This window comes from Oleiphilus sp. HI0125, assembly GCF_001635355.1.
Genome location: NZ_LWGF01001277.1, coordinates 1 through 14,440 on the forward strand (window position 1 = coordinate 1; position 14,440 = coordinate 14,440).

Genomic DNA, 14,440 nt, shown 5'->3' on the forward strand with positions numbered 1-14,440 from the left:
TACGTAGACAATCTAGATTTTTGGCTTTACGTAGCGCACCATCAATGTGCGCAAAATACGTCTCACGCACCACATAAAAGCAGTCAAGAAACACTTGTAAGCCGTTGATATTCCTAGCCTAGACGAAGATTTTTCACATGCAAAATTTTGTATAAAAAATCGTAGTTCAATACAAAAAAGGTCTGTATACGAAGAAATGTAAGTATGTAGAAAAGAGTAAAACGCGCCCTAATACGAGGCATGGCGCGCGACACAAAAGTCCCAATTAATAGCGAGACTCAGGGAATGCCATTTCTACACGATGATGATCGATGAATATAAATTGAATGGCATGAGTAGTGTTCGGATTATAATCTTCAGGCATTTGTAGACGAATCGGGCCTATTTCGTAATGCTGCCCGTCTTGATCCCAGCTAATCACAACATCGTTACTTTGCAGCACACGAGGATGAAAACCGTTCATACAAAGCGAATCACGTAAGATAATTCCACATGCAAACTTTCGATGAAACTTGGTCACCTCAATTTTCATATTAAAAATATCGCTACGCGTTTGATTAAACACCTCTACAGAATTAAACCGAAACCCCTGCTCTTGTTTTTTTGGTGAGTGAACACACCCACTTAAAATCAGTAATGAGAGGCTTAACGCTATGAAGCACCGCGTCATCTTGGCAATCATCCCTACCATTAGCTATCTAATTCAATAGATAAAGAACCCTGTTTAGCGGAAGCCTCTTCAATCTGTTCATCGCTAGGTACAAAGTCGATTTCTAAGTCAGCCTTGTCAGAGAAGTACTCTGGCAATTCAGCTTTAATCGCTGGCGCTAATTTCTTAAAGTCGCCAACTTGCTTCACTAAATTACCTTTACCACTCAGAAGTTGCCCTTCTGCCTTGGCATAAGATTCTTGCGCGCGATCTAGACCTTTCTTTACACCTTCAAAGCTCACCAAGAAGCCGTTTAGTTTCTTAAAAACACCGTCGGCTTTTTTCGCGAGCTCTGCAGTATGTTTATTCTGATCTTCATAGCGCCACAACTGACGCACGATATTCAAACTGGTCAATAAGGTTGTCGGTGTGGCAACTAATACATTGTTCGCGATCGCTTCTTGGAATAACTGTTCATCCGCTTTAAGCGCCTCAACAAACGCTGACTCGATGGGTACAAACATAAATACGATCTCGGGAGAGTTCATACCCGGCAACTTGTAATAGTCTTTATCCGCGAGTTCTTTGATACGATCGCGCATCGCCCCCACATGCTCATTCAAAGCAATTGCGCGTTCAGACTCATCTTCAGAATTCACATAACGCGTGTAGGCATTCAAAGACACCTTGGCATCCACAATTAAATGTTTGCCTTGAGGAAGGTAAACCACAGCGTCTGGTCTTAAACGACCTTCTTCTGTGTTGAATGACACCTCGCGTTGATAATCCTTACCGAGTTCTAGACCGGAACGCTCTAGTACGTTTTCAAGTACTAACTCACCCCAATTTCCTTGCAGTTTTTTCTGCCCACGCAACGCCGTTGACAGCTCATGCGCTTCGGTCGTAATTTTTAAATTTAGTTCTTTTAGCGTTTCTAGCTCTTGTCGCAATGCTGCGCGCTGTTCATTTTCATGTCGATGATTGTCATGAACTGTTTTCTTAAAAGCATCGATCGAATCTTTGAAAGGGTTGATTGTCGCCGAAAGACTCTGTTGATTGGCTTCTTGTAAGGCCTTCGAGTTTGTTGCCAAAATCTCAGCCGACAACTCTTTGAATTGAAGTTTAAGTGCTTCTTTTTGCTCTTCGAACCGAGCGATTTCTCTAGCAAAGCTCGCTTCTTTCTCATCAAAGCTGGCTGTTACCTTGTCTAACTTTGATTCAGTTTCGCGAAGAGACTCGCCTAAGTTTTCACAACGAACAAGCGCTTCGTTCTTCTCGCGCTTTGATTCATCAAGTTGTTTTTGTATTTGTTGCGTTTCTACCGTCGCGCGCGAGGATTGCTCACGCTGTGTTGCTAACTCTTCAGACAAGGCGTTAATTCGTTCGAGACTTGTATCAGCTTCGCGCTCATGACGTGCGATCACCGTCTTTTGATTCTCAATTTCCTGTTCAAAAAAACCTAGTGCCGCTTCTAACTTTGCTACTTCTAAGCCCATACTTTGTTCAGACTTACTTGCACGAAATCGAGCAAAGAAATATCCCAAACCACATCCAAGAAAGGCAACAATGCCCATCTTTAAAATCATGCTCAATTCCATTATTTACCTTATCACTGAATCAAATTCACGGGAGCCACTGACCACTGTCATAAAATTGGCTAAGCTGTTGTTTTATTTGAGGCATGCTCTCGGCATACCCTCGTTGCTCCAACCATTGGGCATTATAATAAGTATCGACATAACGTTCGCCCCGATCACACAGCATTGTAACGATTGAGCCACTTTTATTCTCTTTTTTCATCTGCACAGCTAACTGAAATGCCGCAAACATGTTTGTACCTGTGGAACCGCCTACTCTAATTCCAAGTAAGTCGCTCACGAATTGCATGCACGCAAAGGCCGAAGCGTCTGGCACTTTTATCATCTTATCAATAACACTTGGAACAAAAGACGGCTCCACACGAGGCCGTCCAATGCCTTCAACTGCAGATGGACAGGAACACGTGAGAGAAGAATCTCCGCTCATAAAGCTGTCGTAAAACACTGAATGACTCGGATCTGCGACACATAACTGAGTCGACGCTCCGCGGTATTTGATGTAGCGTCCAATAGTCGCTGACGTACCACCAGTTCCCGCACTGACCACAATCCAACTAGGCTCAGGGTATCGCTCTCTTCGCATCTGATTGAAAATAGAGTCAGCGACATTGTTATTACCTCGCCAGTCTGTGGCGCGTTCAGCATAGGTAAACTGGTCCATATAGTGACCACCTAACTCCTTAGCTAAACGTTCTGCCTCACCGTAAATATCACCGCCCTTGACTAGGTGACATTGACCGCCATAAAACTCGATTTGCTGCTGCTTTTGTTTAGAAGTCGTTTCGGGCATCACTGCGATAAATTTCAAACCAAGTAAGCGAGCAAAATACGCTTCAGACACAGCGGTGCTTCCTGAGGACGCCTCTATTACAGCGGTATTTTCATGCACATAGCCATTACAGAGCGCATAAAGAAACAAAGAGCGTGCAAGCCGATGTTTTAATGATCCAGTAGGATGTGTTGACTCATCTTTTAGATATACCTGAATATCCTCATAGTCTTTTGGCATGGGCAGTTGAAACAGGTGCGTATCAGCAGATCTTTGCGCCTCACTGAGAACGGTTTGTATTGCGTTTTGCGTCCAACTCATAAACTTTCCTTATGCGTTACGAATCATGTTCCTAGGTCATTGATTCGGTTATTATAGCGCACTTATTCGGTACATGAATGATCTAGATAGTGAAGCTTATGAGCGATGCATCCGCACAAAAGAACCAACTCGACCAACTCATAAAGTTAGCAAGCTATGCGTCAGTTTGTGTCGCTGTAACGCTGTTATTACTAAAAATATTTGCTTGGTTCTCAACCGGCTCAGTTGGTGTTCTCGCTTCACTCGTTGACTCGTTCCTTGATCTACTCGCGTCTCTTCTGAATATGTTTGCTATACGCTATGCCATGACACCCGCTGATAATGAACATCGTTTTGGCCACGGCAAGGCAGAATCCTTAGCGGGATTAGGTCAGGCATTATTTATATCTGGATCCGCCTTATTTTTGATCGTTTTCTCGATTGAGCGATTAGTTAACCCGACAGAACTACACGCCATAGATATCGGCAGCATTGTGGTTGGCGCTTCGATTGCCATCACTTTTGTTCTTGTCGCGTTTCAGCGCTACGTAGCAAACAAAACAGGGTCCTTAGCAATTAAAGCTGACTCTTTACACTATGCTTCCGACCTTTTTTCAAATGCTGGGGTTTTGGTCGGTTTGGTCTTGTATCAACAAGGTATCATCAATGCTGACCCAATCATCGCACTGATCATTGGCATTTATATTTTAAAATCTGCGTACGATATCGGCGACGAAGCCATTCATCATTTACTTGACCACGAGCTATCAGAAGAAGAGCAAGATAGAATCATAGAAATCGCAAAAAAACCGCCTGAAATTATCGACGTGCATGATCTTCGAACGCGTCAGTCAGGCCGAACTAAAATCGTTCAATTGCATTTGGTGATGGACGGTTTAACCTCACTCATGCAAGCCCATGCGATTGCAGATGAAGTAGAAGACGCCCTGAAAAACGAGTTTATCGATATTGATGTATTGATCCACTTAGATCCTGACTCGGAAATTCAAGAGTAAAGACTGACACATCAAGCGATCACATGTACCTTAATGAAAGTGTGTTCTACTATTTATATATCGAGTCATCACAATAGACTGCTATGTCACTAACTCAATTTGTCTCTTCGCTATGGATGGATCTCATAGCTGTATTTTGGTTTTTTGTCTGTTTTAAAGGCTACTCAATCTATGCAAGCCACCGGGTAAAAGATACACCTTGCCTCGCAAGCGTTTTGTATTTGGCGCGCCTTGAGTGGATGAATGAACTTCTTGAACGAGATATTCGCGTTGCCGATAACACAGCCGTCGCTAACCTAGAACGCAGCGTCTCGTTTTTCGCCTCAACCACAATGCTGATTCTAGCAGGTCTTCTCACCATTCTCGGCTCTACCGATAAAGCGATTAGTTTATTAGAAGACTTACCTTTTGTGATGCCTGCTACACGCGCTGAGTGGGAACTAAAATTCCTACTTCTGATCGTCGTGTTTGTATATGCCTTCTTTAAGTTTACGTGGAGTTTGCGCCAATATGGCTTTGTTACCGTGATGATCGGTGGCGCGCCAGTTAGTTATCGTGAAGAAAACCCCAAACAACATAAAGTACTCGCAGAACGACTTGCGAAGATGGGGTCGATGGCAGCGCATAATTTTAATATGGGCCTACGAACGTATTACTTTTCAATTTCAGTACTTGCTTGGTTCATTAGCCCGATTGCATTTATGGCTGCGGCAACAAGCGTGGTATTCGTGTTGTATCAACGAGAATTTAAATCTTCTACACTCAAAACCTTGATGCAAAGTAAAGCGATCGATTTTTCGCAAACACCTAAGTTTTAGACTGAAAGTCAGTATTCGAAGAATGGCATGCCATTAAGCGAAAAGCCTAACGTAGCCCAAGAATAATCTTCTGTATGCGTCGCAACAATCGTCACCATACGATAGCGAATGCCCAGTTCTAAGCCGAGTTGTTCGATCCCTTCCATTCGACGCCCATTGTTTTCAGCATTTAAGACGTGCCAAGAAAACCCAAAGTCTACACCCCAATGAAATGAGCCATTGGTATACGCAATATTATACTTTTCGCCTTTTTTACCTTTGCCATAACGAAACGTCGCGCCAGCTGCATTTGCACCATCTTTGTTGAAATAAGACAGACCGCCATAATGCGCAATGCCAAGAAGATTGTCTTTGTAGAGGTAGGTATAGCGAGGAGTCCACCCAGAATAATCAAAGAGGTCCCAATCCCATGCACCCGTATCAACGCGAGTCTCAGAATTAGATTCAGCATTTGCACCATTCGCAAAAAGAACTAAACAGACACCAAACAGGACAGAGCGACATAAAGATGCGAGAACAGCCATAAATTCTTTAAACTTCTTCGATAAGGTAAGTAGAGAGCCAAAATGCTACACAATGGCTCAAATCAAACCAAGTAAGAACTTTCTTATTTGTGGACAAGTTACGCACTGCACACCGATCTTCACTTCCTGAATGACTTAAATTTACGCTACCATGCCGTCCCTCAACCAAAAACTAGGGTTAGTCACGGCATGCAACGCACCATAAAAAAAATAATTAACGATCAAGGCCAAGTTGAGCTGGGCCATTTTAGCGAGCCAGTGAATCAATTAAACGGGCAAGACTTCGACTACCGAACTGTTATGGGCAAACCGGCTGGTTCACTGCGCCAACACTTTGCCTACAAGCAATTTCAGTATTTTGGTGCTATTGGCAAAGACCTCATCTTTGGTTGTGCCTTTGCAGATATTCGATACATCGGCGCGTGCTTCGCTTACGTCTTTCGTCCTTCGGATAAAAAAATGCTGACATGGCAATTCAAGTCACCGCTTGCTGCGGGGCTGAACATGGCTTGCAGAACAGACAACGACCAAAGCACCTTTAAATCAGGAAAGAATCACGCATCTCAAGTGTATGCATTGAATGAGAACGGAGAGCGCAGAAAGCACTTAGGGATTTCCTTTGGTAACGAGCTTAATATTGAAGCCTGGATGCATGAACCTAAGGACTATCAAACACAATCAGTATGCACACCTTGTGCGGTGAATGGTTGGGTTTATGCACAAAAAACCGCATCACTTCCCGTTCTAGGAACACTTAAATGTGAGCTTGGTGAGTTCGACTTGAGCGAACTGGACTGCTATGGGCACCACGATTTTTCTGCTGGCTATATGCGCCGAGACACATTCTGGAATTGGGCATGCTTTAGCTTACCACCAACAAACAGTCGTCCTGCTCTCGGTTTGAATATCAGCTGGGGAGTCAATGAGAGCGGTTTCTCTGAAAACTGCATCTGGATCGGAACACGTTGTATTGCACTCCCTCAAACACAGTTTTTCTATGATCGTGATAACAAAATGGGGCAATGGAAAATTCAATCCTCCGACGGCAGCATTAATTTAAATTTTGATGCCGAGGGAAAACATAGCGAAGAGTTGAATCTATTTGTATTAGCGACTGACTTTCATCAAATCTTTGGCAAATTCAACGGAACTATAGAAATAGTTGGAGAGCCCACTATCACAATTGAGAATGTATGGGGCTTTGTTGAACACCAATTTTCTCGTTGGTGATCCCTATCATCTTGGCCGAATAAGTAAATTGGATCATCCCCATCGCGCTGTGACTACTCGAATGCCGGTGCTAGGATGGAGACACGAATAACAACAAGACATTGGGTTCTCATGAAAAGCTTTAAAAATAAGGTATGTGTTGTCACTGGTGCGGGTTCTGGCATTGGTCGCTCCCTAGCTATTCAACTTGCCGATGCGGGTGCCTTGCTCGCCATCTCAGACGTCAATCAAGCCTCCCTTGATGAGACCCTGAATCTTCTCTCTCTTCCACATAAAGATGTCATGACCATGCTCGTGGATGTATCGAAACGAGAACAAATGGAAGCTTTTGCAGAGAAAGTCGAGGACACCTATGGTCGCGCAGATCTCGTGATCAACAACGCCGGTGTTGCCTTAATGCAAACGGTTGAAGACACAAGCTACGAAGATTTCGAATGGCTGATGGACATTAACTTTTGGGGCGTAGTCTACGGCACAAAGTCTTTTCTACCGTTATTAAAACGCTCTAGCGACGGCGCTATTGTGAATATTTCTAGCGTCTTCGGTCTTGTTGGCATTCCTACACAAGGCGCCTATAACGCCAGTAAATTTGCCGTTAAAGGATACACCGAAGCCTTACGCTTAGAACTCAAGAACACACCGGTCACTCCAATTACAGTGCACCCAGGTGGCATCAAAACGAACATTGTGAACAGCGCTCGATTCTATAGAGGCACCAACGCTGGACAAGAACATAAGGACGTAAAGTCACTATTTGATCGCTTAACGTTTACGACACCAGACCAAGCGGCTAGCACCATTCTAAAAGGCGTTAAACGCAAGAAAATGAAAATCTTGATCGGTAAAGATGCGTATTTTTATGATTGGGCTGGCAGATGGTTGCCAGAGAGTTACCACAGAATCGTCGACAAGATTATGGGAGCGGAGTTCTAAACAAGCTACAAGCTTATTAATTCATGGGGTCAGAGTAAAAGTACTCTGACCCCAATATTTATTAAGAAGCCTTTCCAAACCACTTACGCACTAACACGTAAAACAGTGGTGTCAGCAATAAGCCAAAGATCGTCACACCGATCATGCCCGCAAATACAGCCACACCCATTGCTTCGCGCATTTCTGCACCAGCGCCTGTTGAGAAAACTAATGGCACAACACCCATAATGAATGCAATAGAGGTCATTAGGATCGGTCGGAAACGCAACTTGCTTGCCTCGAGCGTTGCAGCGAGCAGTTCCATTCCTTGATCCTCTTTTTCTTTGGCGAACTCAACGATCAATATCGCGTTCTTCGCGGCGAGGCCGACCAGCACGATAAACCCTATTTGCGTGAAGATATTATTCGTTAAGCCCCACATAATAACGCCCGTCATCGACGACAACAGAACGGTTGGAACGATCAGAATGATCGCCATCGGCATTGACCAAGATTCGTATTGTGCGGCCAAGACCAAGAACACCAATAACACTACTAGAGGGAAGATATAGACCATGGTGTTACCAGCTAGAATCTGCTGATATTTCAAGTCCGTCCACTCGTAAGTCATGCCATTTGGTAAAGTTTGATCCAGAATCTTAACGATCGCATCTTCCGCCTGACCAGAGCTATATCCAGGTGCCGGCTGACCGTTAATATCCGCCGAAATATAGCCGTTATACTTTCCTACACGGTTCGGACCAGCGCCATGCTTGATCGTTACAAACGACGACAATGGCACCATCTGCCCGTTACGATTACGAACTTTCAGACGCTCAAGCTGCGTTTCATCAACACGGAATTCCTTATCCGCCTGAACATTCACTTGATAAGTACGACCAAATAAATTCACGTCATTGACGTACACCGAGCCCATGTAAGCTTGCAAGGTATCGAAGATATCGGAGATCGCAACCCCGTGTACCTTCGCCTTTTCACGGTCTACATCAATCTCAAGTTGCGGTACATTCACTTGGAAGAATGAGAAAGTTTGCGTCAGCTCTGGCGTTTGCCACGCTTGCCCAACCACTTTCTGCGCTTCTTGGAAGAGCTGCTCATAACCCAAATTCGCTCGGTCCTGAATTTGGATTTTAAACCCACCTGTCGTCCCTAAACCAAGTACTGGTGGCGGAGGGAAGATAGCAACAAAAGCATCACTAATCACACCAAGTTGCATATTCAAGGCGCCAGCAATCGCGTCTGCACTTAACTCAGGACTTTGCCGCTCATCAAAAGGTTTCAAGCCAACGAAAACAATCCCTTCATTTGAAGAAATCGAGAATCCATTCGGTGACAAACCTGGGAAAGCGACCGACGATTCAACGCCAGGGTGCTCTAAGGCAATCGCTGACATTTGTTTGATCACTTCTTCGGTTCGATCTAAGCTCGCCGCATCAGGTAATTGTGCAAAAGCAATCAAATACATTTTATCTTGTTGCGGAACAAAGCCTGTTGGAGTCGTCTCAAACTGATGCTTAGTTAAAGCCATCAGTCCGGCATAAATCGCAAGAACAATGATCGACATCCGTACAATGATTTTAAGCAAAGACGTGTAGCCATTCGTTAGAGCACCAAAAAACTTGTTGAATGGTGCAAACACAAAGCGACCAAACACTGAATCGATCATACGCGACAGAATATCTTTCTTGGCATCATGCGGTTTCAGCAACGCCGCCGCTAAGGCAGGACTCAAGGTCAACGAGTTGAAGGTAGAAATAATGGTTGATATCGCTATCGTCAGCGCAAACTGCTTATAGAACTGACCTGATAAACCAGAAATAAATGCCGTTGGAATAAACACCGCACTTAACACTAAAGAGGTAGCGATGATCGGTCCGGTTACCTCTCGCATGGCCTGTTTGGTTGCCTCAATAGAACTTTTACCCAAGGCAATATTACGTTCAACGTTTTCGACAACAACGATCGCATCATCGACCACGATACCGATCGCCAATACCAAGCCAAACAGGGTTAAGGCATTCAAAGAAAAACCAAACAAGTGCATGACTGCGAACGTACCAACCAGTGATACCGGCACGGCAACCAATGGAATAATGGACGCGCGCCATGTTTGCAAGAACAGCAGTACAACGATGACCACTAGCAACATCGCTTCTAGTAAAGTTTGAACAACCGCTTCAATAGAGCCGCGTACAAAGACTGTTGGATCATAAACGATCTTATAATCCATACCTTCAGGGAAGGTTTCTTTGAGCGCCGCCATACTGGCACGTACGTCATTCGAGATTTGGATTGCATTCGAACCCGAACGCTGGAAGATCGCAATTGCCGCTGCTTGCTTGTTATCTAATAGCGAACGTAAAGCGTAGGTATTGGCACCCAATTCAATACGCGCAACATCTTTAAGTCGAGTGATTGCGCCATTGTTACCAACACGAAGAACGATGTCTTCAAACTCTTCGATGCTTTCTAAACGCCCCTTCACTTTGATCAAGAGCTGAAATGGATTCTCTTCAACGCTTGGTTGAGCACCTATTGTACCCGCTGCTGCTTGGCGATTTTGTTCACGAATAGAGGTGATAACATCGGTCGTGGTCATACCTAATGCGGCAACTTTCTCTGGGTTCAACCAAATACGCACGGCGTAATCACCTGCCCCAAAGACCTGTGCGTTACCGACACCTTCCAAACGCGCTAACTCATCGCGTACTTTCAACTTCGCAAAGTTCGAGAGATACAACATGTCATAACGATCATCAGGCGATAGTAAATGAACAACCATCGTGAGGTCAGGAGACGACTTTGTTGTGGTAACACCTAAGCGCTGAACATCTTGCGGTAGTCGAGGAATCGCTCGCGCTACCCTATTTTGAACTTGAACCTGCGCGTCATCGACGTTAGTTCCTAGCTCAAACGTAACTGTGATAGATAAAGCCCCATCAGATGTTGCTTGCGAAGCCATGTACAGCATGCCTTCAACACCATTGATGGCTTGCTCTAAAGGCGTTGCAACGGTTTCAGCCATCGTTTCTGGATTTGCACCAGGATAGCTTGCATTGACCACGACAGTTGGTGGAACAACTTCAGGATATTCGGTAATCGGAAGTTGAAATACTGCAATCAAACCGGCAATAAAAATCAGAAGCGACAGAACGCTTGCGAAAATAGGACGAACAATAAAGAACTGCGAAAAATTCATAGCGACTCCTAAGCGTTCTTTATTGGCTAACGAGAGCAGTTTGCTCTTTCTTCAGCTCTTCCAAGAAAGCAGCGTCCACCATTTTGACATTCTCAGGCGCAACAGGCATCCCTGGGAAAACACGCTGTAATCCTGAAACAATAATTGTTTCATCTGGCGCTAAACCACTAACTGCACGCAGAGAGCCATAGCGCAGACCCGTTTGAATCGGGCGATACTGAGACATATTATTTTCATCAACCACTAGAACGTACTTAGAGTTCAAGTCAGTCGCGATAGCGGTTTCTTTAACTAGCACAGTCTCTTTTGGATCTTCCACACGCACCATCAAACGTACAAACAAACCGGCCGTAAGTACTTGTTGTTTGTCTTCGAATACTGCACGTAGGCGAATTGTACCTGTGGTGATATCAATTTTGTTGTCGACAAAATCGATATATCCTTGGAATGGGAACTCGAAAGCTGTGCCTATACCCATCAATACCACGTTATCGAGTTTGCTAGCACTCAGTGCTTTAAGCTCGAGATATGTCGACTCATCAACGTCGAAATATGCATGATAACGATCTGTCGAAACAAGCTCAGTCAACTCGGTGCGACCTTGAGTAATCCAAGTACCCTCTTTTACAAAAGCATTCGAGGCACGACCATCAATCGGTGCTTTGATTTTCGTATAGCTTAAGATGGTCGCAGCACCATCTACCGCCGCTTCTAATGCAGCCGCGTCCGAGATAGATTTTGTCAGCTCAGTTCGACGATTATCGAGTTCTTCTTGAGAAAGTGAGTTTTTCTTACGCAAGCTCACTGCGCGCTCAACATCTCTTTTTGCCAGTTCAATTTGTGCACGAGCACTTTCTAGCTCAGCCTTCAACTCGTTGTAGCGTGCGGCTTGCGTACGAGAATGCATCTCAAACAACACATCACCTTGCTTAACCACCGCGCCCTCTTCAAAAGTAACGTGTTTAATCTGACCAGACACCTGAGGCGTCATAATCACTTCTTGTTCTGCTTCTAAACGACCGGTATAGATTTTTGTCGCTGCCATGGTCAAAGCCGTTACTGATGCAACTTGAACTGGCACTGCAGGAGGCATTTGCTGTGCTTGTTCAGGGGCATTCTCCTCTTTAGAGGAACAGCCAACTAATACAGCGAAAGACAAAACTAACAACGAACCTAGGCTCAAAAAACGAGACACCATTAAAACTCCAAAAAATGAGCAAATATTGATGCACAAAAAGAATGAATGATTGCGCAAAATTAAGCGCGCGATAGTACCAAACAACAGGTAAAATCTCTAAGCCTTCTACTTCAACAGACTGTTGCATGAACAATACGAACGAATCGTCTCACAACACTGAACACGAGCCCGAAACGCTTGAGATCATTTACCAAGACGAATATATGATCGCCGCGCACAAACCGGCGGGAATGCTCGTCCATAAATCTCCCATTGATAAACGCGAAACACGGTATACGATGCGTATTTTGCGCAACCAAACAGGGCACTGGGTTTACCCCGTTCATCGCCTGGATAAACCTACATCAGGATTGCTACTGTTTGCTTTCGACCCAGAAACGGCAAAGAAAATATCTGATCAATTCGAACAGCGGCATATAAAAAAGACGTACTATGCAGTAGTCCGCGGGTATACGCCGCAAGAACTAGAAATCGATCACCCATTGAAAGAAATCGCTGCCTTCAAAAGTGATCAAGCAAAAGCAGATGAGAAAGAGCCAAAAGACGCACAAACACAACTGCGCCGTGTAGAGCGGTATGAATTGCCCATATCAGACGGACGCTTCCCTACTTCACGTTACAGTTTGGTAGAGCTAAAACCTAGAACTGGACGTAAACACCAACTACGCAGACATATGAAACATATCAGTCACCCTATTTCGGGTGACGTGAAATATGGAAAAGGCAATCACAATAGACTGTTTCGCGATGAACTCAATTGTGATCGACTAATGCTCGCAGCCACGGATCTCAACTTGGTTCATCCTATAAGCAACGAGCCATTAACGTTACACTGTTCTTTTGAAAATAGCTTTCAAGCAACGCTAGATAAGCTCGAACAATACAAGGTTTAACATGACTATCCGCTCGCATAACTCGACCGACAAAGAACATATTTGGCATCCTTACAGCGCGATTGGCTCTGATCTCCCTATATTTCATGTCGATTCTGCTAAAGGCTGCAAGATCAAACTCAAAGATGGAAGAGAGCTTATTGATGGCATGTCGTCTTGGTGGAGCACCATTCATGGCTATAACCATCCAGCTATGAATGCAGCGCTAAATAGCCAGTTGGAGAAAATGAGCCATGTGATGTTTGGCGGACTGACTCATGACCCCGCTATCGAACTCACCGAAAAGCTGCTTGAGGTGCATGACGACCGCCTAAACGCGGTATTCTTTGCCGACTCCGGCTCAGTGTCAGTCGAGGTGGCGATGAAGATGGCGATTCAATATTGGGCGAGTCTAGGTAAACCCGATAAACAACGATTTCTAACTGTTCGTAATGGCTATCATGGCGATACTTTTGGCGCGATGTCGGTATGCGACCCCGTCAACGGCATGCACTCCTTGTTCGAAAAAACACTGGCCAAAAATCTTTTTGCGCCCGCGCCGCAAACGCCATTTGGCGAACCTTGTACCGATGAGGATGTCGGAGAACTAACGCAATTGTTAATTGATAACAAAAGCGAGATCGCAGCCGTAATTATTGAGCCGATCGTACAAGGCGCAGGCGGCATGCGTTTTTATTCAGCGGATTACCTAAACCGTTTACGCACGCTCTGCGATGAATACGGCGTGCTTTTAATCTTTGATGAAATTGCAACGGGTTTCGGACGCACAGGAAAGATGTTCGCCTATCAGCACACAGACATCATTCCCGATATTATTACCATGGGTAAAGCACTGACTGGGGGCTACATGACACTAGCCGCCACGATGACAACACGCGACATTGCAAAAACGATTCAGTCAAAGTCGCCGGGCGTTTTCATGCATGGACCCACCTTCATGGCCAACCCTCTTGCTTGCAGTGCAGCCGTCGCAAGCTTAGAGCTATTATCAAGCTATGACATAGAAGCAGTCACCGCGAACATCGCGACGCAACTAGAGGAAGGCTTATCGCCCTGTAAAGAACTCGATAGCGTAGAAGAAGTACGCATACTAGGCGCTATCGGTGTGGTCGAAATGAAAGAACCCGTCAACATGGCTGAGATCCAAACCATGTTCGTCGAACACGGCATTTGGGTTCGCCCCTTCGGGAAACTTGTTTATGTCATGCCGATATATGTCATGACAAATGAAGAACTTGCAGAGCTATGTGCAGGAATTGTAGAGGTAATTTCTAAGCTTTAAGTCTGTTAGAAAAAAAGGCGCTTCGAGCGCC

At 44.8% G+C, this 14,440-nt stretch carries 12 protein-coding genes; 6 read left to right on the top strand and 6 right to left on the bottom strand.

Going from position 1 to position 14,440, the window contains the following annotated elements; translation table 11 throughout:
• Positions 1-265: 265 nt before the first annotated feature.
• Genes A3762_RS22100 through A3762_RS22110 form a run of 3 tightly spaced genes read right to left on the bottom strand, consistent with a single transcriptional unit; the run spans position 266 to position 3,337 of the window.
• A complete protein-coding gene (locus A3762_RS22100) occupies positions 266-691 on the bottom strand; it encodes a hypothetical protein (RefSeq protein WP_068473300.1) in 426 nt (141 codons plus the stop codon).
• Entirely contained in the window at positions 691-2,235 is a 1,545-nt protein-coding gene (rmuC, locus tag A3762_RS22105; protein WP_231876609.1) for a DNA recombination protein RmuC, read from the bottom strand. The genes A3762_RS22100 and rmuC overlap by 1 nt, the downstream gene beginning before the upstream one ends.
• Positions 2,236-2,272: 37 nt before the next feature.
• The gene (locus A3762_RS22110) at positions 2,273-3,337 is read right to left on the bottom strand and encodes a PLP-dependent cysteine synthase family protein (protein WP_068473306.1); all 1,065 of its coding nucleotides are present in this window, start codon (positions 3,335-3,337) and stop codon (positions 2,273-2,275) included.
• 98 nt (positions 3,338-3,435) lie between these two features.
• Here A3762_RS22110 and A3762_RS22115 point away from each other — a divergent pair, with 98 nt between their 5' ends.
• Both A3762_RS22115 and A3762_RS22120 read left to right on the top strand, forming a co-directional pair.
• Positions 3,436-4,332 (top strand): cation diffusion facilitator family transporter, encoded by an 897-nt coding sequence (locus A3762_RS22115; protein ID WP_068757678.1) that lies wholly within the window; start codon positions 3,436-3,438, stop codon positions 4,330-4,332.
• An 83-nt stretch (positions 4,333-4,415) separates the two neighbouring features.
• Positions 4,416-5,150, top strand: a complete 735-nt coding sequence (locus A3762_RS22120) for a DUF599 domain-containing protein (protein ID WP_068473309.1) — start codon at positions 4,416-4,418, stop codon at positions 5,148-5,150.
• Positions 5,151-5,158: 8 nt separating this feature from the next.
• On the opposite strand, the gene A3762_RS22125 is transcribed toward A3762_RS22120, so the two are convergent.
• A complete protein-coding gene (locus A3762_RS22125; RefSeq protein WP_068473312.1) occupies positions 5,159-5,674 on the bottom strand; it encodes a hypothetical protein in 516 nt (171 codons plus the stop codon).
• 189 nt (positions 5,675-5,863) lie between these two features.
• Between A3762_RS22125 and A3762_RS22130 the strand changes: the two genes are divergently transcribed.
• Together A3762_RS22130 and A3762_RS22135 are read left to right on the top strand one after the other, a co-directional pair.
• Positions 5,864-6,904, top strand: a complete 1,041-nt coding sequence (locus A3762_RS22130; RefSeq protein WP_082869296.1) for a DUF2804 domain-containing protein — start codon at positions 5,864-5,866, stop codon at positions 6,902-6,904.
• A 111-nt stretch (positions 6,905-7,015) separates the two neighbouring features.
• Positions 7,016-7,837, top strand: coding sequence for an SDR family oxidoreductase (locus tag A3762_RS22135; RefSeq protein WP_068473315.1), 822 nt, complete (start codon positions 7,016-7,018; stop codon positions 7,835-7,837).
• 61 nt (positions 7,838-7,898) lie between these two features.
• Here the strand turns inward: A3762_RS22135 and A3762_RS22140 are convergent, their stop codons facing one another.
• Both A3762_RS22140 and A3762_RS22145 read right to left on the bottom strand, forming a co-directional pair.
• Entirely contained in the window at positions 7,899-11,036 is a 3,138-nt protein-coding gene (locus A3762_RS22140) for an efflux RND transporter permease subunit (protein WP_068473318.1), read from the bottom strand.
• 19 nt (positions 11,037-11,055) lie between these two features.
• Positions 11,056-12,234, bottom strand: a complete 1,179-nt coding sequence (locus A3762_RS22145) for an efflux RND transporter periplasmic adaptor subunit (protein ID WP_068500587.1) — start codon at positions 12,232-12,234, stop codon at positions 11,056-11,058.
• Between the two features lie 125 nt (positions 12,235-12,359).
• Here A3762_RS22145 and A3762_RS22150 point away from each other — a divergent pair, with 125 nt between their 5' ends.
• Both A3762_RS22150 and bioA read left to right on the top strand, forming a co-directional pair.
• Positions 12,360-13,127 (top strand): pseudouridine synthase, encoded by a 768-nt coding sequence (locus tag A3762_RS22150; protein WP_068473324.1) that lies wholly within the window; start codon positions 12,360-12,362, stop codon positions 13,125-13,127.
• A 1-nt stretch (position 13,128) separates the two neighbouring features.
• Entirely contained in the window at positions 13,129-14,409 is a 1,281-nt protein-coding gene (gene bioA / locus A3762_RS22155; RefSeq protein ID WP_068757662.1) for an adenosylmethionine--8-amino-7-oxononanoate transaminase, read from the top strand.
• Positions 14,410-14,440 lie beyond the last annotated feature (31 nt).

Bases quoted from the DNA above. Each gene is read 5' to 3' on its own strand.
- A3762_RS22130 (WP_082869296.1), top strand. From the start codon at position 5,864: ATGCAACGCACCATAAAAAAAATAATTAACGATCAAGGCCAAGTTGAG.
- bioA (WP_068757662.1), top strand. From the start codon at position 13,129: ATGACTATCCGCTCGCATAACTCGACCGACAAAGAACATATTTGGCAT.
- A3762_RS22110 (WP_068473306.1), bottom strand. From the start codon at position 3,337: ATGAGTTGGACGCAAAACGCAATACAAACCGTTCTCAGTGAGGCGCAA.
- A3762_RS22120 (WP_068473309.1), top strand. From the start codon at position 4,416: ATGTCACTAACTCAATTTGTCTCTTCGCTATGGATGGATCTCATAGCT.
- A3762_RS22125 (WP_068473312.1), bottom strand. From the start codon at position 5,674: ATGGCTGTTCTCGCATCTTTATGTCGCTCTGTCCTGTTTGGTGTCTGT.
- A3762_RS22145 (WP_068500587.1), bottom strand. From the start codon at position 12,234: ATGGTGTCTCGTTTTTTGAGCCTAGGTTCGTTGTTAGTTTTGTCTTTC.
- A3762_RS22140 (WP_068473318.1), bottom strand. From the start codon at position 11,036: ATGAATTTTTCGCAGTTCTTTATTGTTCGTCCTATTTTCGCAAGCGTT.
- A3762_RS22100 (WP_068473300.1), bottom strand. From the start codon at position 691: ATGGTAGGGATGATTGCCAAGATGACGCGGTGCTTCATAGCGTTAAGC.
- A3762_RS22115 (WP_068757678.1), top strand. From the start codon at position 3,436: ATGAGCGATGCATCCGCACAAAAGAACCAACTCGACCAACTCATAAAG.
- rmuC (WP_231876609.1), bottom strand. From the start codon at position 2,235: ATGATTTTAAAGATGGGCATTGTTGCCTTTCTTGGATGTGGTTTGGGA.
- A3762_RS22150 (WP_068473324.1), top strand. From the start codon at position 12,360: ATGAACAATACGAACGAATCGTCTCACAACACTGAACACGAGCCCGAA.
- A3762_RS22135 (WP_068473315.1), top strand. From the start codon at position 7,016: ATGAAAAGCTTTAAAAATAAGGTATGTGTTGTCACTGGTGCGGGTTCT.